General features: G+C 66.0%; 17 protein-coding genes. 6 read left to right on the forward strand and 11 right to left on the reverse strand.

The window, feature by feature from the left end; genetic code table 11:
• Positions 1 to 667: 667 nt before the first annotated feature.
• From GD628_RS00220 to GD628_RS00240, 5 genes are all read left to right on the forward strand, one after another.
• A complete protein-coding gene (locus GD628_RS00220; protein ID WP_091603579.1) occupies positions 668 to 1,711 on the forward strand; it encodes a thiamine pyrophosphate-dependent enzyme in 1,044 nt (347 codons plus the stop codon).
• On the forward strand, positions 1,704 to 2,744 hold the full coding sequence (locus GD628_RS00225) for an alpha-ketoacid dehydrogenase subunit beta (protein ID WP_152273498.1): 1,041 nt from the start codon (positions 1,704 to 1,706) through the stop codon (positions 2,742 to 2,744). The genes GD628_RS00220 and GD628_RS00225 overlap by 8 nt, the downstream gene beginning before the upstream one ends.
• On the forward strand, positions 2,737 to 3,066 hold the full coding sequence (locus GD628_RS00230) for a biotin/lipoyl-containing protein (RefSeq protein WP_091603573.1): 330 nt from the start codon (positions 2,737 to 2,739) through the stop codon (positions 3,064 to 3,066). The genes GD628_RS00225 and GD628_RS00230 overlap by 8 nt, the downstream gene beginning before the upstream one ends.
• Positions 3,067 to 3,068: 2 nt before the next feature.
• On the forward strand, positions 3,069 to 3,866 hold the full coding sequence (locus GD628_RS00235; RefSeq protein WP_152273499.1) for an alpha/beta fold hydrolase: 798 nt from the start codon (positions 3,069 to 3,071) through the stop codon (positions 3,864 to 3,866).
• A 181-nt stretch (positions 3,867 to 4,047) separates the two neighbouring features.
• The gene (locus tag GD628_RS00240; RefSeq protein WP_152273500.1) at positions 4,048 to 4,992 is read left to right on the forward strand and encodes a serine/threonine-protein kinase; all 945 of its coding nucleotides are present in this window, start codon (positions 4,048 to 4,050) and stop codon (positions 4,990 to 4,992) included.
• 24 nt (positions 4,993 to 5,016) lie between these two features.
• Here the strand turns inward: GD628_RS00240 and GD628_RS16415 are convergent, their stop codons facing one another.
• The 9 genes from GD628_RS16415 to GD628_RS00280 all read right to left on the reverse strand — a co-directional run bounded on the left by GD628_RS16415 (position 5,017) and on the right by GD628_RS00280 (position 15,990).
• Complete coding sequence (locus GD628_RS16415; RefSeq protein WP_193313159.1) at positions 5,017 to 5,175, reverse strand: hypothetical protein; 159 nt, start codon at positions 5,173 to 5,175, stop codon at positions 5,017 to 5,019.
• A 156-nt stretch (positions 5,176 to 5,331) separates the two neighbouring features.
• Positions 5,332 to 6,246 carry an ABC transporter ATP-binding protein gene (locus tag GD628_RS00245; RefSeq protein WP_091603564.1) on the reverse strand — a complete coding sequence of 305 codons (915 nt, stop codon included), beginning with the start codon at positions 6,244 to 6,246 and terminating at the stop codon, positions 5,332 to 5,334.
• Positions 6,236 to 7,009, reverse strand: coding sequence for an ABC transporter permease (locus GD628_RS00250; RefSeq protein ID WP_091603561.1), 774 nt, complete (start codon positions 7,007 to 7,009; stop codon positions 6,236 to 6,238). The genes GD628_RS00245 and GD628_RS00250 overlap by 11 nt, the downstream gene beginning before the upstream one ends.
• The gene (locus tag GD628_RS00255; protein ID WP_091603557.1) at positions 7,006 to 7,794 is read right to left on the reverse strand and encodes an ABC transporter permease; all 789 of its coding nucleotides are present in this window, start codon (positions 7,792 to 7,794) and stop codon (positions 7,006 to 7,008) included. Before GD628_RS00255 ends, GD628_RS00250 begins: the two co-directional genes overlap by 4 nt.
• 41 nt (positions 7,795 to 7,835) lie before the next feature.
• A complete protein-coding gene (locus tag GD628_RS00260; protein WP_091603554.1) occupies positions 7,836 to 8,822 on the reverse strand; it encodes an ABC transporter substrate-binding protein in 987 nt (328 codons plus the stop codon).
• Positions 8,823 to 9,072: 250 nt separating this feature from the next.
• Entirely contained in the window at positions 9,073 to 10,383 is a 1,311-nt protein-coding gene (locus GD628_RS00265) for an MFS transporter (RefSeq protein WP_226802274.1), read from the reverse strand.
• 185 nt (positions 10,384 to 10,568) lie between these two features.
• Complete coding sequence (locus GD628_RS00270; protein ID WP_152273501.1) at positions 10,569 to 13,694, reverse strand: AAA family ATPase; 3,126 nt, start codon at positions 13,692 to 13,694, stop codon at positions 10,569 to 10,571.
• Complete coding sequence (locus tag GD628_RS00275) at positions 13,691 to 14,857, reverse strand: exonuclease SbcCD subunit D (RefSeq protein WP_152273502.1); 1,167 nt, start codon at positions 14,855 to 14,857, stop codon at positions 13,691 to 13,693. Before GD628_RS00275 ends, GD628_RS00270 begins: the two co-directional genes overlap by 4 nt.
• Before the next feature lie 110 nt (positions 14,858 to 14,967).
• Positions 14,968 to 15,990, reverse strand: coding sequence for an MIP/aquaporin family protein (locus tag GD628_RS00280; protein WP_152273503.1), 1,023 nt, complete (start codon positions 15,988 to 15,990; stop codon positions 14,968 to 14,970).
• Between the two features lie 185 nt (positions 15,991 to 16,175).
• Between GD628_RS00280 and GD628_RS00285 the strand changes: the two genes are divergently transcribed.
• On the forward strand, positions 16,176 to 17,264 hold the full coding sequence (locus GD628_RS00285; RefSeq protein WP_226802275.1) for an ADP-ribosylglycohydrolase family protein: 1,089 nt from the start codon (positions 16,176 to 16,178) through the stop codon (positions 17,262 to 17,264).
• Positions 17,265 to 17,293: 29 nt separating this feature from the next.
• Here the strand turns inward: GD628_RS00285 and GD628_RS00290 are convergent, their stop codons facing one another.
• Positions 17,294 to 18,307: a 3'-5' exonuclease gene (locus GD628_RS00290; protein WP_152273504.1), complete on the reverse strand. Its 1,014-nt coding sequence runs from the start codon at positions 18,305 to 18,307 to the stop codon at positions 17,294 to 17,296.
• 1 nt (position 18,308) lies between these two features.
• Complete coding sequence (locus GD628_RS00295; RefSeq protein ID WP_152273505.1) at positions 18,309 to 18,995, reverse strand: DedA family protein; 687 nt, start codon at positions 18,993 to 18,995, stop codon at positions 18,309 to 18,311.
• Between the last annotated feature and the right edge of the window lie 81 nt (positions 18,996 to 19,076).

Consider the following 19,076-nt stretch of genomic DNA (forward strand, 5'->3'; position numbering starts at 1 on the left):
TATCCGCAAAAAAGGTACAAATTATTTACACAGACACGTTATCCATGCGGCATGGGTTTTAATGCGGGCAACCGGGAATCTTGGTAAGAACAGAAACCCGGCCCAATTCCGAACCTGAGACATTCGGAAACCATAAGACCGGCCCCGACGGAGTAGCCGCCCTGCCCGGCGCCGGGCCTATGGCAGGGCGGCTGCAAACCCCTGGAACCTACTGTCCCTTGCGCTTCCGCGGTGCCGGCTCCGCGCCGGCAGACTTGGCCCGCTTCTCTGCGCGCTTCTCCTTGATGGACTTACCTGGCTTTTTGGCGTTTCCGGACAATGTGCCCTCCTTGACGTCTGGCCAGCGACTTCCCGCGGTAGTCGGGAGCCGCATGGTTTTTTATCCACTGCGGTTTTCTGCATTTGCTGGAGAACCGTTATTCCAGACCATACCCGGAAATAAAATAAATGCCAGTCCTGGCCGAATTCTCCAGGCGCGGGCCCCTGGGCCGGCCAGCGGGTATTGGCGCACCCCCGGCGGCCGGGAAGCGGGACACCTGTTCACACACCCTCTCTGGGGTAGTCATTTTGTATAGGTGGTTGCGGCTATCGGTAGACTATCTGCACAGTCTGCATATGAGATATCTATCTGTTTGCACGGTGACGTGATGCCGGTTACGTTCTCCTTATGGACCTAGACACATCGAGCATCCCTGAGCTCACAGCCGAGGAACTGCGCCAGCTGTACAAACTGCTCATCGCCACCCGCGACCTGGACGTGGCAGCGGTGGCCTGGCAGCGCCAGGGCATCCTTCCGGGCTACGCTCCGGAGCTTGGACAGGAGGCCGCCCAGGTAGGGAGCGCCTTTGCCCTCGACACTTCACGCGACTTCGCGTTCCCCACTTACCGCGAGATGGGCGTCGCCCTGTCCCTGGGCGTGGACATGGTGGAATACATGTCCACGCACAAGGCCAGCTGGCACGGGGGGCTCTACAACCCTGTCAGCACGAGGCTAGCGCCAATCCAGGCCGTGGTCGGCGGCTCTGTGCTGCACGCCGTCGGCTGGGCCCACGGCCAGCGGCTCGCCGCCGGTGCCGGCAGCGCCGAAGCCGGGCTGCCCGCCGCCATCACCTACTTCGGAGACGGCGCCAGCTCGCAGGGCGACGTGCATGAAGCCATGAACTTCGCCGGTGTGCTCAAAGCCCCGGTGGTGTTCTTCGTCCAAAACAACGGCTGGGCCATCTCCCTGCCCACTGAGGAACAGGTAGCCGGCGGCACTGTGGCAGCTCGAGCGGCGGGGTATGGAATGGCCTCGGTGACCGTGGACGGCAACGATGCCCCCGCCGTCGTGCGTGCCACCCGGGCCGCCCTTGAGCACGCCCGGGCAGGAAACGGACCGGTGCTCATCGAAGCAATGACCTACCGCCGCGGACCACACTCAACCAGTGATGATCCGGGCCGCTACCGCACCCTCGACGAAGAGCGCCGCGACGGCGGCGAGGATCCCGTAGCCCGGCTGGCAGCCCTGCTGCTCGAAACCGGCGCAGCAGACCAGTCCTTCATCGACGACGCCGCCGCCGAAGCAAAGGCACACACCGACACCGTCCGCGAAGGCATCCAGGCACTCCAGCCGCGTCCGGGACAGGAAATGTTCGACTTCGTCTTTGCCGAACCCACGAATGCACTCAAGGCCCAGGCCCGCGCCTGGCGGGAGGAATCCGAGCATGTCTAGCCAGCTGACCGAAGGAGTACGCCCCATGGAGGCCGGCTCCGCTTCGGACACCACCGAAACCCTGTCCATGCAGGCGGCCCTGAACCGGGCCCTTTCGGAAATCCTCGCCGATGATCCCAAGGCCGTAGTGCTCGGGGAAGACGTGGGCCGGCTCGGCGGCGTGTTCCGCATAACCGACGGACTGCAGAAGCGCTTCGGTGCTGACCGGGTCTTCGACACGCCGCTGGCCGAATCCGGCATCCTGGGGATGTCCGTGGGCCTGGCGATGGCCGGATTCCGTCCTATTCCCGAGGTCCAGTTCGACGGATTCGCCTATCCCGCGGTCAATCAGATCATCACCCAGCTCGCCCGCATGAACTACCGCAGCCGGGGCACCATGCCAATGCCGGTTACCCTGCGCGTGCCCAGCTTTGGCGGAATCCGCGCGCCTGAGCACCACGGCGAGTCCCTCGAGGCACTGTTCGCGCACGTTCCGGGCCTGAAGGTCGTTTCGCCGTCGAGCCCCCACCAGGCCTACCACCTGCTCAAGCACGCGGCAGCGCAGCCGGATCCCGTCATCTTCATGGAACCGAAGTCCCGCTACTGGCAGAAGGACTCCGTGGACCTGGGCACCCCGGGGAACCTGCAGGGCTCACACGTGGTCCGCGAGGGCAGGCACCTGACCCTGGTTGCCTGGGGAGCGATGGTTGCACGGTGCCTGCAGGTTGCCGAGCTCGCCGCCGAGGACGGAATCGACATCGAGGTCCTGGACCTGCGCTGGCTGAAGCCGATCGACGCCGAAGGGCTGGCTGCCTCGGTCTCCAAGACCCGGCGCGCCGTCGTCGTGCATGAAGCCCCGCTGACCGCCGGGCTGGGAGCGGAAGTTGCGGCGCTCATCACGCAGCACTGTTTCGACACACTCAAGGCTCCGGTGGAGCGGGTCACCGGATTCGACGTACCGTATCCCTCGGGTGACCTGGAAGACGAATACATCCCGAACATTGACCGGATCCTCTTTGGGATCCAGCGAGTATTGGAGTACCGGCGTGGCTGAAATTTCATTCCCCCTGCCAGACCTCGGCGAAGGCCTGATCGAAGCAACTGTCCTGGAGTGGCTCGTGGCTCCCGGCGACCAGGTGGAGCGCAACCAGCCGCTGGTGGAGGTTGAAACGTCCAAGTCCGCCGTTGAACTGCCGTCTCCCCAGGCCGGCGTCGTTGCCCGCATCTACGGCGAAGCGGGTGAGAAGATCAACGTGGGCGAGCCCCTGGTGGTCTTTGAGGTTCCCGATGACACTGCGGGAATTGTCGGCACCGTCCCGCAGGAAGCGCCGGCACGCCGCCGGGTCCGGCTCTCCGCCGTCCTGGACGAGGACTAGGCGTGGGCACAGGCATCGGCACCTCCCCTGCCCTGTACACCCAAGTCCACGAGCCCGACGGCGGCACTTCCCTGCGTCCGGTGCTCGTGCTGCACGGATTTGCCTCGTCAACAGAGCTGAACTGGGAATCCACGGGCTGGATCACCGCGCTGACCGGCGCCGGACGGCGCGTCCTGACGGTGGACCTGCCTGGACACGGCCGCAGCGAGGCGCCCCGGGAACGGGAGCACTACTCCCCCAGCCGGATCCGGGCCCGGCTGCTGGACCTGCTCGCAGAGGCAGGCGTGCGCCCGCTCACCGAAGACGACCCTTCCTCCGGAGTGGACGTAGTCGGTTACTCGCTGGGTTCGCGGCTCGCATGGGAACTGGGTGCAGCCGCTCCGGACCTGGTGCACCGCATGGTGCTGGGCGGACCGGGAGCGGGAGACCCGCTGGCTGACTTCGACCTGGACGGTGCCCGGCAGTTCCTGGCGGACGGGACGCCGCTGGCAGATCCCGTGAGCGCAGACCTGCTGCGCATGGCCCAGCTTGTGCCCAGCAATAACCTCGAGGCCCTGCTGACACTGATCGAGGCGATCAAGGACGAACCCTTCCGTCCGGAATCAGCCGTCCCGCCCATGCGGCTGCTGCTGGTTGCCGGGGAACAGGATGAGCTGGCCGTCACGGCACCGGATCTGGCAGCGCTCAACGGGCAGGCCGACCTCCTCCTGCTGCCCGGCCGCCGGCATGCCAACGCCGTGACGTCCCGGGCCTTCAAAAACGCTGCCGTCGAGTTCCTGGACATCCAGCCCCTCTCTTAAGGTCAAGAGTTGGTTACGGCGGGTCAAATCGGAGCTGGAGGGGTGTCTGCGCAGGATAGGATCGAATAGTCAGTACACTGAAACTGAATTACTAAGTGTGCTTTCGATTTACCTTCGACCATTTGGTGCAGCATCCATCCATGTTCCATCCCCGCAGTTTCAACCTTAAGTGAGGACGCCCGTGGACTTATTCCTGGGGCAGCGTTACCGCACCACCGACCTGATCGGCACCGGTGGCGCTGCTTCCGTGCACCGGGCGATGGATGAGAACCTGGGCCGCGAAGTTGCCGTCAAGGTCTTCCGCCCCACCGTGCAGGAGGATGACGACTACCGCCGCCAGCACACCGAAACCCTGCTCCTGGCAACCCTGAACCATCCCGGACTGGTCACGCTGCTGGACGCCGGCCTGCACCGCGAGGAAGACGGCCAGGTGCTGAACTACCTCGTCATGGAACTGGTGGATGGTCCGGACCTGCGCCGCACCCTCAAATCCGGTCCGTTGCCGGCCGTATCAGTGGCCTCCCTGGGAGCAGACCTGGCTGACGCACTGGCCTACGTGCACTCCAAAGGCGTGATCCACCGGGACGTGAAGCCGGCGAACATCCTGCTCTTCCCCCAGGAACACGATTCACGCCTCTATCCCAAGCTCACCGACTTCGGCATCGCGCGGCTCGTCGAGGCTACGGTCGCCACCGCGCACGGCGCCACCATCGGCACCGCCAACTACCTCAGCCCGGAACAGGCGCAGGGCGGGACGGTAGCTCCGTCCACTGACATCTACTCCCTGGGACTCGTGCTGCTTGAGTCGCTGACCGGCGAAAAGGCCTTCCCGGGCCCGATTGTCGAAGCCGCTGTTGCTCGGCTGCTCCGCGATCCCGAAATCCCCGACTCCCTCGGTCCGGATTGGGTGGACCTGCTCCGTGCCATGACCAACCGGCTCCCGGATGCCCGGCCGGCCGCGCACGAGGCAGCTTCGGCGCTTCGCGCCCTCGCTGTAGAGCCGGAGACGGCCATCCCGCATGCTGACGACGAAGAGCCGGACGCCGAAGAAGTCTGCACGGGCGGAGTGACAACGGGTAACATCTACATCCCGCTGCCACCCACGCACGCCCCGAGCCTGGGCTAGGCCTTCCGGCCCGGCCCCGGCGGGTCAGGAATCGGCGTCGGCATCCTCTTCAGGTTCGAAGTTGGATGCTTCCTCCGTGCTGGACGCGGCTACCCCGTCACCTGAATCGGGGATGGTGCCTTCCGGGCCCGCTCCGCCGTTCTTGTCCTGCTCTTCGGGTGTTCCCTTGCCTGCATCAGCCATGGTGTTCCTCTCCTGAAGTGACCTGCGAGCCAAACCGGCAGGCAGGTGCCTGGCTTTTGATACTAGGCCACCCGCCGCACACAGCACAGGGCCGGTGGTTTCCTCCCCCCAAGGAAGAAACCACCGGCCCTGTGCCGCAGCCGTCCTGGCTGCGGGCTACGAACCGTCCCCGGAGCCGCCGCCGTCAGCCAGCACCCCGTGGGTAGCCGCCGAGACGTGCGGGACTGTAGTCCGTGGCGCGGCCGACGCCGCGGGAGCAGCCTGGCCCTTGTTCTGCTTGGCAATCTGGATCTGCTCGTACACGTGGTTGCGGAGCTCAACGAAGCGCGGAAGCGACCGGGTGGTGAGCTGGTCGCGCTTCTCCGGAAGGTCGATCACGATGTCTTCCTGCACCACCGTGGGCGAGCTGGACAGAACCACGACCCGCTCCCCGAGATAGACGGACTCGTCAATGTCGTGCGTGACGAACAGGATCGTGACGCCGAGCTTCTCCCAGACACTGCGCACCAAGTCCTCAAGATCGGCACGCGTCTGGGCGTCGACGGCGGCAAACGGCTCGTCCATCAGCAGTACCTTGGGCTGGTACGCCACGGCGCGGGCGATAGCCACACGCTGCTGCATGCCGCCGGAGAGCTGCCACGGGTAGCTGGTGGGCACGTGCGCCAGGCCAACGGCCTCCAGGGCATCGTCCACAAGCTGGTTGCGCTCGGCCTTGGCGATCCCCGCGTTCTTGAGGGGGAGCTCCACGTTGCCGCGGACCGTCATCCAGGGGAAGAGGCTCCGCCCGTATTCCTGGAACACCACTGCCATGTCCTTGGGCGGTTCGGTGACTTTCTTTCCCGCCAGGACCACCTCACCGGAGGTAGGTGCCATCAGGCCGGCGATGATCTTCAACAGGGTGGTCTTGCCGCTGCCCGAAGGGCCAACCAGGCAGACGAGCTCACCCGGGCGAAGGTCGAAGGTCAGGTTGCGGACAGCTTCGATCTCCCCCGCGTCGACCTTGTAGATCTTCTGGACGCCCCGGACCGACAGCAGCGGCTGGACGGAGCCTTCCGTGGGATTACTCTGCATGTTCTACCTCTCTCAAACCGTGGTACCAGCCGAGGATGCGGCGTTCGGACCACTGGAACAAAAATGACATGGCCACGCCGATCAGGCCAAGGACCACAATGCCGCTCCACATTTCGGGGATAGCGAAGGACCGCTGGAACTGGACGATGGTGAAGCCCAGGCCCTCGGAGGACGCAAACATCTCCGAGATGACCATGAGGATCAGGCCGATTGACAGGCACTGGCGGACGCCGGCCATGATCTGCGGGCTGGCACTGGGAAGCACCAGGTAACGCAGCCGGGCAAACCCGCTGATGCGGAAGGTGCGGGCGGAATCGCTGAGCACGCCGTCGACGGCGCGGACGCCCTCAATGGTGTTCAGAAGGACCGGCCAGATGCAGCCGGAGACAATGACCGCGATCTTCATCTGGTCATTGATGCCGATCAGCAGCATCAGCACCGGGATGAGCACTGGCGGAGGGATTGCCCGGAAGAATTCGAGCACCGGTTCCAGCAGGCTGCGCAGCCAGCGGTTGGTGCCCACGAGGATGCCCAGGGCGGTGCCGAGCACAATGGCCAGCGCAATGCCCGCTACCAGGCGAATGAGGCTCGGCAGCACGTCCGCCATGAAGCGGTCCCAGGTCCACACCGTCACGAACTTCTCAACCAGGGTGCCCGGTTTCGGGACGAAGAAGTTTGTGCTGCCCTGGGTGCTGAACCACCAGATGAAGATCAGCAGCGCCGGCAGGCCTACAAGGTAGCCCGCTTTCTTGAGCGTGTTCATACCACTACCTCCCCGCGGACCGAGCTGTGCCAGGACAACGTGCGGCGTTCAACCACGCGCATGCCCATGTTGATCAGGATGCCCAGCACACCGGTGGTCAGCACCAGAGCGTACATCTGGGCAATTGCGCCGCCGGACTGTGCGTTGGCAATCTCCTTGCCCAGTCCGGGCGAACCGATGATCAGGCTCGCCGTGATAGCCAGGATCAGGGCAACGGCAGCGGCAAGCCGGACGCCGGTCATCAGGTACGGAAGGGTGGTGGGCCACACGACGTAGCGGATCCTTGCCATGCGGCCCAGGCCGAAACTCTTGGCCGTGTTGTTGGCCACCGGGTCCACATCCGCTACCCCGTACAGGACCTGGATCAGGACCTGCCAGAAGGATGCGTACACCACCAGCAGCAGCGTCGATTCGATGCGGAAGCCGAACAGCAGGACGGCCAGCGGAATCAGGGCCACCGACGGGATGGGGCGGAGGAATTCGATGGTGGAGTTGGTTGCCTTGCGGAGGAAGTTGCTGGAACCGATCACCAGGCCCAGGACCACCGCAGCAACGGTGGCAATCAACAGCCCAAGGAACCAGCCCGTCATGGTGTCAACCACGGCGGCCCAGAACGCACCAAGGCCGAGGTTGTTGATGAAGACTCCCAGCACCTCACTGGCCGGAGGCAGGAATCGGGGGTTGACCACTCCAAGCCGGGGAATCAGTTCCCAGGTCAGCAGGAACCCGAGGATTCCGGCCAGCCCCAGCAACGGCCCCGTGGGGAGACGTTTTGCGGATTTCATATGCTCTCGTTCTTCTCGAACCGGGCGGAGGGGGCTCGCTGCTAGTCCTGTGCCGGCAGCATGGCGTCCAGGTCCGGTGCCTTGGACAGCGTGCCGTAGCTGGCTGCTGCTTCTCCGAGAATCGTCAGGCCTTCTCGGTCGAAGTCTGCGTGGAAGGCAGGCAGGACCATCTTGGCGCGCATTTCTTCGTCGATCTTGGTGTAGGTCCCTACGATTTCCCGGACCGCGTCAGGGTTTTCCTGTGCGTACTCCAGCGACTTCTTCATGGCGCGGGTGAACTTTTCGACAGTCTCCGGATTCTCCTGGATGTACGCGGAGGTGGTGAAGTAGCCGCTGATGTCCAGGCTCGGGTGCGTTTCCGCGAAGTTGTAGGCAATGACCCGGGCGCCATTCTCGACGGTCTGGGTCAGGAAGGGATCCAGGATCCAGGCGGCGTCAACCTGGCCGGACTCAATGGCGGCGGGCGCGTCGGGGAAAGCCACCTCGACGAACTTGATGCTTTCCTGGTCCCCGCCCGCGTTCTCCACGAGCTTCCGGATGGTGGTATCACCGATGTTTGAAAGGTTATTGACGGAAACCGTCTTGCCGGCCAGGTCTGCCGCAGTTTGGATATCCGATCCGGCGGGGACGACGACGGCCCCGAAGTCCGAAGAAGTGTCCCCGGTGGTTGAATTACCGTTCGAGACCAGCTCGATGTCCAGACCCTTGTCATTGGCGACCATGACGGAAACGACGTTGCCAAAGGCAAAGTCGAAGTCTCCGCTCACCACGCCCGGCACGGCAGCCGCCCCGCCGGTGGTGGTCTGGATATCCAGGTCCAGGCCTTCGGCCTCAAAGAATCCCTGCTCCTTGCCCAGCCAAATAGGGGCGGTATCCACGATTGGCATAATTCCCACCGAGAGGGTGGTGAGACCGGAGGCGCCTCCTGCATCGGACGTGCTTTCGTCTCCGGAAAGGGATCCGCCTCCACAGGCACTGAGGGTCAAAGCGGCCGCTGCGGCCAGGAGGACGGGGGCATTGCGTTTCACTTAAAGCGCTCCTTGTACGGTGGAACCCCGCGAAGACGGCCGCAGGGCGAAAACCCCGGTTCAACTGCCATCCCTCAAACCCGTGGTTTTACTGAGTTGTTCGCATGTTGAACAAAAGTTCTACAGGTAAACGCTATGAAATGCGTCACCCTCCGTCAAGGAATTTATGTGATTGGAAACACAATCGAGACCGGCCGCGTAATGTTACCCGGGCGGTGCCTGCAGAGCCGTTCTTCCTGCCCGCACCGGGCTATGCTGTTTGGTTCCTTGCCCGCCTGACGGCCAGGGCAGAAGCCAGACCCAGGATGAGCAGCGATGCCGCTGCACCTGCAGTGACCAGAAACGCTGCCGGATGGCCGAAAGCTTCTGCCAGCGGTCCGGCCAGCCCCGAACCCACTGCGGTGCCGGCAACCGTGCCGCTGGCCAGCAGCGTCATGAAGGTGCCCATCAAATGACGTGGTGCCAGCTCCGCTCCGATGCCGAAGATGCTGACCATGGTGGGGCCCACGGGGATGCCCAGAATGAACAGGACGGCAAGCATTCCGGGGATGCCCGAGGGCACCAGCAGGAGCAGCGCCGCAGCGGTCATGGCTGCGGCCGCTACCACCCAGCGGGCGGACTGGCTGAACCGCTGGGGCCAGAACGCCACGGACAGTGCGGCTGCGGCAGAGCTGATCCCCATGATCGAGTAGAGCAGGCCTGCGGCGTCCGCGGCGCCAAACGTTCCGCCAAAGGCAGCCAGTGAAGCCTGGGCTGACCCGAAGAAGGTGCCCATGGCCACCATGCCCAGGATCGGCAGCATCAGCAGGCCCCAGGAGGTGCTGCCGCGGGCGGCCCGCCCCCTCGGTACCGGCGTCTTCTCCCTGATGCGCCGGGGGGCGGGGACAACGACGGCTGCCGAGCGGTGGAAGGCGAACGCACTTACCATCGAGGCGGAAAGCACAGCCGCCAGCGCGAGGGGAAGCCAGGGGGCAACTGCGGCGGCCAGCAGGCCCACGAGTGCAGGGCCAAGCACGAAGCTGAGTTCATCAGCCATGCTTTCGTAGGACAGGGCAGTGCCCATTTCCCGTCCGGTCCGGTCCCGGGAGGTGAGCGCCATCCAGCGGACCCTTGCCAGCGGTCCCACCTGCGGACCGGTGGCTCCCATGCCGAACGCCGCGGCAAGGACGGCAGCAAACGGGCCGCCGTCGGGAAGCTGCAGGGCAGCCAGTATCACGGCAGTGATGAGCAGCGGATTGGCGACGGCGGCAGCCAGCAGCACCTTGCGCTGGCCAATGCGGTCCGCGAGGTAGCCAAGGGCCGGACCGCCGAGGGCGGATCCAACTCCAACGGCCCCTGCGGTGAAACCGCCCTGGGCATAGGATCCGGAAATGCTGGTGACCAAAGTCAGGCCGCCGATGGTGATCATCGCCAGCGGAAGGCGGGCCAGGAAGGCAATGGAGAAGAACGCGGGCCCGGCCAGTTCCAGAATGCGGGCGTAACGCCCCTTGGCCGGCACATCAGCGGCCGCGGATGGCGGGGTGTCGGCGCCGGAGTGCTGATCAGACGTAAAGGGTTTCATGCGGTACTCAGTTCAGGCAAAAAGCGCGCATCGTCCCTCCTCCCGATGCGCCCGACCCGGATACATGCCGATCCTACCCCGCCGGGCATGCGTGTGTGGTGCCTGCTCGCTCCTGGCGTACAGCCCGGGGCGTGCACCACGCTGGACATATCCGTACGTCTCGTCGGCGGCGTGAGCCCCGGGCGTTAGACGGGCAGTGCATCCACCGTCCGGTAGCTCACGGTTGATCCGTTGCGGCCGCGGGTGATCTGCAGCTGTGCGCTGATCCGCTGCTTCATTTCGCTGACGTGGCTCACCAGACCAACCATGCGTCCGCCGTCGCGCAGCCCTTCGAGTGCGTCCATCACCTGTTCCAGTGCCTCCTCGTCGAGGCTGCCGAATCCCTCGTCAACGAAGAGGGTTTCCATGCTCGTCCCGCCCGATTCCTGCTGGACGACGTCCGCCAGGCCCAGCGCAAGGGCCAGGGAGGCCATAAAGGACTCGCCGCCGGATAGGGTCGACGTGTCCCTGCGCACGCCCGTCCAGTCGTCGATGACATGCAGGCCGAGTCCTGCCTTCCGGTTTCCGGATTTCGAGTCGTCATGCACCAGCGAATACCGTCCCCCGGTCATCGCCGCGAGCCGCTCTGTGGCGGCGGCGGCCACCTGCTCCAGACGGGCCGCGAGGACGTAGGTGCTCAACGCCATCCGGTAGTTGTTTTCCCCGTTGCCGCGCGCGGTATCGCTCAGGGAAGCGAGGAGGCTGCAGCGCCGCTGAAGCGGCTCCATTTCTGCCTCGGCCTCGGCCAGCCGGGCGGCGAGGTCATCGAGGGTCCCTGCCGAACCTTCGAGCAGCCCGATCTGCACTGCTCCGTCCGACACTGCCTGGCGGGCCGCGTCAGCAGCTTCGGCTGCCTCGGCGACGTCTTCTTCGTCGGGCATGGGTTCGGGAACGCCGTCACTGTCCAGCTGTGCCAGCGCATCCTCATCTTCGCGGCGCATGGCCAGGCGTGCAGCCTGTGCGTCGAGGGTATCGAATTCGGCGCGCAGTTCTTCGGCCTCGGCCACCGGCAGCAGCGCGGCACGGACTGCGCCCGCATCCGGGAAACCGGTTCCGGCAAGCGCATTCTGCAGCGTGCGGACGGCTTCGGCCTGGAAGACGCCGGCCTGCCCGGCGGCCTGGAGGGCAGTCCTGGCTGCGGCGGTGAGACGGCGCACGTTCTCCAGCTGCCTGAGCCGGGCAGAGAGTGCTTCCTGGTCTGAGAGGTCCCCCGAGCCCCGCCGGCCCAATTCGGCAGTTTCTTCCTCGGCGGCGTCGGCGCGTGCTTGTGCCTGGGCTGCTTCCTGGAGCAGGCCGGACAGGGTCTTCTCCAGCCGGCTGAGTTCGGTTTCGATTCCCTGAAGCCGTTTTTCGGCCTCGCTGAGCCCGGCCGCCGCATCCTCCGCCGCGCGGAGCTCTTCCTCTGCCCGCTCACGTGCCGTCCGCGCTTCGTCCGGATCGGATTCCCCGCCCTGGGCACGCAGGGCTGCTACGGCCGATGCATCTGCCTCGGCCGCGGCACGTGCCTCCTCCCAATCCTTCTCTGCGGCGCTGCTGGCCACCCGGGCTGCTGCCTCTTCCTCGCGGGAGACGAACTGCCCGCCCTCCGGCAGCGGCGCCGGCGCAGGGTGGGTGGCACTTCCGCATACGGGACAATCCCGTCCGGGTTCGAGGGACGCTGCCAGCTCCGCGGCTGCCTGGTCCAGCCGCAGCTGGAGCAGGTCCTGCCATCTCCCCCGCGCATCCTGGTACTCCTGGCGGGCCTCGGCCGCGCGCTCCGCTGATTGTAGGGCAGCGGTGTTGGCGGCCTTGAAGTTCCGGATCACCTCCAGCGTGCCGTCCGCATCCTGGATCCGTCGCCGGGCTGCCTCGGCCTGCGCGGCACCGGAGCGCAGTCCGGGCAACGCCGACCGCAGGGACGTTTGTTCTTCCCGCAGCGCCGCAGCGGTGTCTTCCGCTTCTGCGGCTTCTGCACGGAGCTGGGTTTCCCGTGCTGCTTCCCGGGTTTTCAGCGCGGCGAGTTCCGCAGTCCGCTGAGCATCGGCCAGTGCGTTCTCCGCAGCGGAGAGTTCCTTGGCGGTGCGCTCCTCCAGTTCGGTTAAGGCCTCTGCGTCCGGCAGCTGCGGTCCCGGTGCCGGCAGGGCGGCAGCGGATTCCGGGATGAGGTCCCCCAGGCCCGCCGGAGCAGCGGCGGCCGCCAGGGCAGTGATGGCACTCTGGGCTGCGGCTTCCGCGCGCCGGAGTCCCTGGTCCGCGGAGCCGAGGGCGTCCAGGTAGCCTTTGAGGCCTTCCGCTAGCAGATGGGACTCTAGCTGGGCCCGTCTGGGGACGCTGGCGGCCTGACGCGCCGCATGTTCGCGTTCTTCGGCCTCGAGCTGGAGCCTGGCCAGTCCCCGCGCACGGCGCGCTTCAAGCCTGTGCAGGAGGTCCTCGGCCGCTTTGGAGCCGAAGATCTTTCCGGCCTGGTCAACCCGGAGGGAGCAAAGCCGGCCAGTCACTGCCGCGCGTACGGCACTGATCCATCCTGAGCCCGCTTGTGCAGGGTCCTGATCCGCGGTGCCAGGTTCTGCCGCGACGGCGGAGCCATCTTCCAGGCTCCCCAGCAGACGGGTGCAGCGTTCAGCCTCGCTCTGTGCCTGGGCGCGCAGGAGATCGGCGTCGGCCTGCGACTTGGACAGCTCTGCCTTCGCGGCGTCAGCCTCGGACTTGAGCTGCTGTTCGATCTCCTCATAGCGCCAGGTCCCGAATAGCCTCTGCAGCAGCTCCGCACGGGAGGTCGCGTCGGCGCGCAGGAACGCTGCGAAGTCCCCCTGCGGAAGCATGACCACACGGGTGAACTGCTCGCGGCTCATGCCCAGCAGGTCCTGAATCTCAGTGGCGGCCTCATCATTGCGGGCGGTTTTCTGCACCCATTCCCCGTGGACCAGTTCGCTGAGCAGGGTGCGGGCTTGTTCGGTGACTGTTCCGGTAGCGCTGCCGGCCCGCTTAGCCGGACGCTCCCACTGGGGGCTGCGGATCACTTTGAACCTACGGTCCCCGGCACTGAAATCCAGGAGGACTTCAGGTGCGACGCCGGGGGCGGCGTGGTCGCTGCGGAGTTTCCGTGCCTCCTGGCGCGCGCCCGGAACCGCTCCGTAGAGGGCGAAGCAGACGGCGTCCAGCACACTCGTTTTGCCTGCGCCGGTAGGCCCGTTCAGCAGGAAGAGTCCCTGCGTGCCGAGTTCGTCGAAGTCGATTACCTGGCGGCTGGCGAATGGGCCGAAAGCCTGCATTTCAAGCCGGTGGATCCTCATTTGGATGCCTCCACTGCGTTGACTTTCTGCAGTACCTCGGTGAACACAGCCTTCTCTTCGGCCGAGGCTTCCCGTGAGCGCACGTGGTCCAGGAACCCGCAGCAGACATCAAGGTCGTCCGTTGCCCGGGCCAGCCTCCGGCTATAGCTCTCGTTGCTGCCCCGCGGACCGGAGGCGGGTTCGAAGGAGAGCACGAGGGTGTCAGGGAACCGCGTGCGGATCTGCTCCATGGCCTTGGCCGGGCGCTGGTCATCGGTCAGGGTGACCTGGCACCAGGCGTCCTCGGCATGGGCATGTGCCGGGTCTTCCAGCAGTTCCTGGAGTGTTCCCCGGAGTACGGCCAGCCGTTTCGGCGCCTTCCACGGAACGGGTGTGACCTGCGTCAGTCCTGCCGCATCAGTATCCACGAGCAGTCCCCCCTTTGCCTGACGCGCTTCGGAGAAGGAGTACGGCAGCGGGGATCCGCTGTACCAGACATTCGGGGCCAGCTCCTGCCGCCCGTGCAGGTGGCCCAGCGCGGTGTAGGTGAAGGAGCTGAACAGGTCCAGGGGTACGGCTCCCACACCGCCGACGGACAGGTCCCGCTCGCTGTCCGAGGTGATGCCGCCTGAGGCGAAGGTGTGTGCCATGACGAGCGGCAGGACCGGCTCGCCGGCTTCCCGCCGCTCCTGGACGTCCATCCGGATCCTGCGAACAGCCTCGCCAAGCACACCGGCATGGCTGGGCGGCACATCGGTGCCAAGTTCAGGGGCTGCGAGCCGCGGTTCAAGATAGGGGATGCCGTACACCGCCACTGTGGCCGTGCCTTCACGCAGCAGCACCGGGGAGGTGATCGCGTCGATGCCCGTCCTGAGGTGCACTCCGCCCTGCTCGAAGATGCGGCCGCCGAAACCCAGGCGGGCAGCGGAATCGTGGTTGCCGCTGGTGAGGATTACCTTTGCCCCGGCCGCGGTGATGCCTGCAAGCGCTTCATCGAGCAGCCGCACAACGTCCACTCCGGGAAGGGCACGGTCATAGACGTCCCCGGAGATCAGGACCGCATCAACATCCTCGCTGCGGACGGTTTCCAGGAGCTGATCTAGGAAGGCGTGCTGCGCGTGGAGCATCCCCACGCCGTGGAATGAACGGCCCAGGTGCCAGTCGGAAGTGTGCAGGAATCGCATACCCATAAAACTACCGCCCGCCGGTGACACAGCAGATTCGCGGGCACTGACCGGCCGGATCTGCTGTGCCGCCTGCGGGCGGCAATACGTGCGGTTGCACCCGCACGGAGTTAGGAGCGGGGTGTGCCCGGGGCGTTGCCGCCGTCCTGCTCTCCGTCTTCTCGGGTAGCTTCGGTGGAGCCGGCTTCAGCGGAGGAGTTTCCGGGTGCGTCCGCTTCGAAGAAACCGCGGGCAGCGGCGTCGTCTGCCTCGGTCCGGGCAGTGCCGGCCGCGGGAGCCGCGGTGCTATCAGCGGCCTCGGAGGGGAGCTCGCCGTCATCTTCAAGGAACTCGTCCTCGACGATCTCTTCCTCGACGACTACCGCTGCGGCGGGCACGGCGAAATCAAGGCTGCGGTAGATCAGGCCGGTGATGGCCGCGCCCAGCAGCGGTGCAACCCAGAAAAGCCAGAGCTGCTGGATGGCCCAGGGCTCAGCGAAGACTGCCACCGCCGTGGAGCGGGCGGGGTTGATGGATCCGCCGGTGATGGGGACCAGGAAGGTCAGGAGCGCGGCGTAGGTGACGCCGACGGCGAAGGCACTGGCAGCGCTGGAAAGGCGCGTTCCGGCGCCGAGGAAGACCGCTGTCAGGAGCGCGGCCGCGATGACCTCGGTCAGCAGCGCGCCGGCCAGCGGGAACTGCGTGGCAGAGTTCTCGGCGAAACCGTTCGCAACGGCGGCAAAGAACGGCTGCGTCTCCGGGATCTGCGGGTGTCCGGTCATCGAGACCCAGAGGATCAGGGCAGCAAAGAGTGCACCAACCAGCTGCGCCACGATGTACGGCAGCACTGCCTTCCATGACGTGCGGCCGGCCAGTGCAGAGCCAAGCGTGATGGTGGGCAGGAAATGCCCGCCTGAGATGTAGCCGAAGGCGACCATGGCGGCCGCAAGGACCAGCCCGAAGGCGAGCGGAGCAGACAGTCCTCCGGAGGGGTTGAAGAAGGAAACGCCCAGACCCGCGAGCACCAGCAGGAAGGAACCCGCCGCCTCCGCGATGCTGCGGCCCAGGATCCCGTAGGAGCGCAGGGACGTGATGGTGGTGCCTTCGGCCGCTGCGGCGCTTGCACCGGCTGGGATATGTGGCTCTGCAGTCATGGGGGGAAGTATTCCTATCAGTCGGTGAAGTACGTGGTTCCGTGCGCGCGCCGTATGTGGACAGGTCCCCGGCCGCGCAAACACCCCAGCCTTCCACCGCTTCCTGTGAGGCTGCTGGGTGCGCACTGAGCATACACGCGCGCCGTCCCGAGGGATGGGCCCCGGCGGAGACCTATGCTGGATAGGTGAACAATTCCGTGCCCCTGCCGCAGGCAGATCCTGACCTTTTCCGTTCCAAGGTCCGTGCGTGCCTGCTCGGAGGCGCCCTCGGTGATGCCCTGGGATACGCGGTCGAATTCGACTCCCTGAACGGCATCCGCGCCCGCTTCGGCTCCGGCGGCCTGACGGACTTCAGCCAGCTGGATGCCCCGGCGCCGGTTTCCGACGACACCCAAATGACCCTGTACACCGTTGACGGTTTGGTGGAAGTCCTGCAGTGGGCCAATGACGGAGTAGGCGCCGACGAGACCGCCTGCCTCTGGCTTGCCTACCTCCGCTGGCTCAAAACGCAGGGCGAGGCCCTGCCCGCGAACGCCCCGGACCAGCCCGACCGCTGGATCGACGGGCAGGAGGTGCTCCGTCACCGCCGTGCCCCCGGCAACGCCTGCCTGTCCGGTCTGCTGACCGGCGAGATGGGCACGAAGCAGAGGCCCGTCAACGCGGAGTCCAAGGGGTGCGGCACCGTGATGCGCTCAGCACCCTTTGGCCTGCTCCCCTACGTTTCGGACGAAACCGTCTACAAGTTCAGCGCCGACGGCGCTGCCCTGACCCACGGCCATCCCTCGGCCCTGCACAGCGCTGCGGTCTTCAGCACGCTGGTCCACGACCTGCTTCCCTCAGGAGCAGCACTTGGGGATGCCGCTGCGGCAGCCGTGGAACGGGCCACGGCCTCCGGGGTCCCCGAGCTCGCCGAACGGGTCGCAGCTGCCGTCCGGCTGGCAGCCGAAGAGCGCGCCGGAGAGGCACATCCTTCCCCGGAACGAATGAAGCAGGCCCTGGGCGAAGGCTGGGTTGCCGAGGAAGCGCTGGCCATCGGCCTTTATGCCGCATTGGCAGCAGCGGACGCGGACACCCCGCAGGAACACTTCCGCCGCGCCGTCGCTGTGGCCGTAAACCACGACGGCGACAGCGACTCAACTGCCTCGGTGGCGGGAAACATCCTCGGCGTCCTGTACGGGATGGACGCACTCCCGGCGGACTGGCTGCAGGCCATCGACGCCGGAGAAACGGTGGCCTCGATGGCCGACGCCTTCATCGGCGTCACCGCGGGCTGACGGGCCCCCTGGCAGGCCTGCCCGGTGGCTTACTGGCTGCCGGCAGGCCAGGTTCCGCCGAGCATTTGCAGGAACTCGGCCTCTGAGAGCACCTCGATGTCCTGTCCGCGGTCATGCAGCTCCAGCACACGGCGCGCCTTGCCCGTAACCCGCCCGCTGCGCAGGTCCCCTGCCTCGAAACCGTCGCCGACCACCAGGACGGTAGTGGACCGGGTGACGTTGCTGGCGGTACGTGCGCCCAGCTCGGCCGCCCGTTCCTTGGCACTCTGCCGGGGCATGCCCAGATTTCCGGTAAAGACCACCGTCTGCCCGTACAGCGGGTGCCCCGGCCGGGCGTCCGGGTTCGGCGGCGGGTTGACTCCCTCGGACGGCCAGCCGCTGAAGGACGACGACGCTGCTGCCGCGGCCGCCGTTCCGGTTCCCCGTTCCAGGGCGTCCCGGGTGGCCTTGGAGAGCGGGTCGATTCCGGGCCGGTAAGCCGGTGCATGGTTGGGCCGCAGGCCCTGCAGGAGGAAGTACTCCGACAGGCTCCCGGCCCCTGACCGCGCCACGATGTCGATGAGGATTCCGGCGCACGCCCGGGCGTCCGCCGTGGCGTCGTGGTGGTTCTCCAGCGCAACGCCCGCTGCCTCGGCTACAAAAGGCAGCGAGTGCGAAGGCAGCGAATAGGTCCGCCGGGACAGGACCACAGTGCAGGCATAGTCATATGACGGTGCGGGCAGGCCGGAGACTTCCAGGGCGGACCGGATGACACCCAGGTCAAAGGCCGCGTTATGGGCCACCAGCAGGTCCTCGCCAATGAAGGCTCCGATTTCCGGGAACAGCTCGCCGAACCGGGGTTTTCCAGCGACCTCGTGGGCTTCGATGCCATGGATGCGGATGTTCCGCCGGTCAAAGAAGTCGTGCCCGGCCGGCGGGCGCATCAGCCAGGATGCCTCTTCCACGATCCGGCCGCCGCGCACCTTGCTCAGGCCAACGGAACAGGGCGACCCCCGGAAACCATTGGCTGTTTCAAAATCAATGGCGGTGAAATCGACGCCCACGTCAGGACTCTTCGGCCGCGCGCTGGGCCTTTCTCCGACGGTAGGAACGGATCTTGGACGTGACGTACCAGATGCCCGCGATGAGGACGGCGGCTATGACAATCTTCTGGAAAATGCCGGCATACTCTTCGACGATGTGCCAGCTCTCGCCCAGGAAATAGCCGGAGAACACGAAGATGCTGTTCCAGATCAGGCTGCCGGCGGTGGTGAGGCCAAGGAACTTGAGCAGCGGCATCCTTTCGATGCCGGCGGGGATTGAGATCAGCGACCTGAAAATGGGAATCATCCGGCCGAAGAAGACGGCCTTGTAGCCGTGTTTCAGGAACCAGGCCTCAACCTTGTCCACGTCCTCGATATCAACCAGCGGCACCTTCTCGACAATGGCGCGCATGCGGTTCCGGCCGAGCCAGGCACCCAGCCCGTACAGCGCCCAGGCACCGAGGACGGAGCCCAGCGTCGTCCAGATCAGGGCCTCGACAAGGGAAAAGTTTCCCTGGCTGGCGGCGAATCCGGCCAGCGGGAGGATGACCTCGCTGGGCAGCGGCGGGAAGAGATTCTCCAGGGCGATCGCCAGGCCGGCACCCGGAGCGCCGATGGCCTCCATGATGTCCACGGCCCACTGGGCTACCCCTCCCAGGGCCGATTGGGAACTGGCGGGGTCGCTTGCGGCGCTGATCAGGATACTCATATCGGAACCAATTGTGCCCTACTCCCCCGCCCGGCAAGAACGAACCCGGCGGCCCCGGAGCGGCGCCGCACCGATCCGCGG

Source organism: Arthrobacter koreensis, from assembly GCF_009193255.1.
Classification (GTDB): Bacteria; Actinomycetota; Actinomycetes; order Actinomycetales; family Micrococcaceae; genus Arthrobacter_B; species Arthrobacter_B koreensis.